Annotated in this window: 1 protein-coding gene; it reads left to right on the top strand. The window is 47.9% G+C overall.

Annotation, left to right across the window (positions count from 1 at the left end; translation table 11 throughout):
* Positions 1 to 105 precede the first annotated feature (105 nt).
* A partial coding sequence (locus A3750_RS20800) for an aldehyde dehydrogenase family protein (RefSeq protein WP_156498797.1) occupies positions 106 to 845 on the top strand: 740 nt, incomplete at its 3' end.

Raw genomic sequence — 845 nt, 5'->3', positions numbered from 1 at the left:
TCTCTGAATCAGATATCGATCAGTTAATGCACTCAATGCGTTCCGCGATCAAGTCACTCTATTAAGGGTGAGCTAAACAAGAATTTCTTAAACATTAGGTTAACTATGACTACTATTAATCACTACGTAAATGGTCAAGAAACTGGCCCAAGTGCGCGCTCTCATAACGTATTCAATCCTGCTACCGGTGAGCAAATTGCCGAAGTATCCCTTGCCTCAGCCACTGAGGTAGAAAGCGCCATCGCGATTGCGCAGAAGACCTTCGAAACTTGGTCTCAAACAACGCCGCTTAGCCGCGCACGGATCCTTTTCAAGTTCAAAGCAATTGTTGATGAACGTCGTGACGAGCTGGCAGCCGTAATTACTGCACAGCACGGAAAAGTATACGAAGACGCATTGGGCGAAATCACTCGCGGTCTTGAAGTCGTTGAATTCGCTTGCGGTATTCCTTCTGCTCTCAAAGGCGAGTTTACAGAACAAGTAGGTGGCGGTATTGATGCATGGAGTACCAGCCAACCTCTCGGTGTCGTAGCAGGCATCACCCCATTTAACTTCCCGGCCATGGTTCCAATGTGGATGTGGCCAGTCGCCATCGCGTGCGGTAACACCGTAGTAATGAAGCCTTCTGAAAAGAATCCAACTGCCAGTATGCTGATGGCTGAATGGATGAAAGAAGCGGGTCTTCCTGATGGCGTTCTAAACGTGGTGAATGGCGACAAAGAGGCAGTAGACGTTCTGCTTACCCATAAAGATATACAAGCAGTTAGCTTTGTTGGCTCGACACCAATTGCTGAATATATTTACTCGACGGCTTCAGCGAATGGCAAACGGGTGCAAGCTCTAGG

Source organism: Oleiphilus sp. HI0079 (assembly GCF_001635105.1).
The sequence above is the reverse complement of the archived record's forward strand: the minus strand, read 5'-3'. Positions and strand labels throughout refer to the sequence as shown.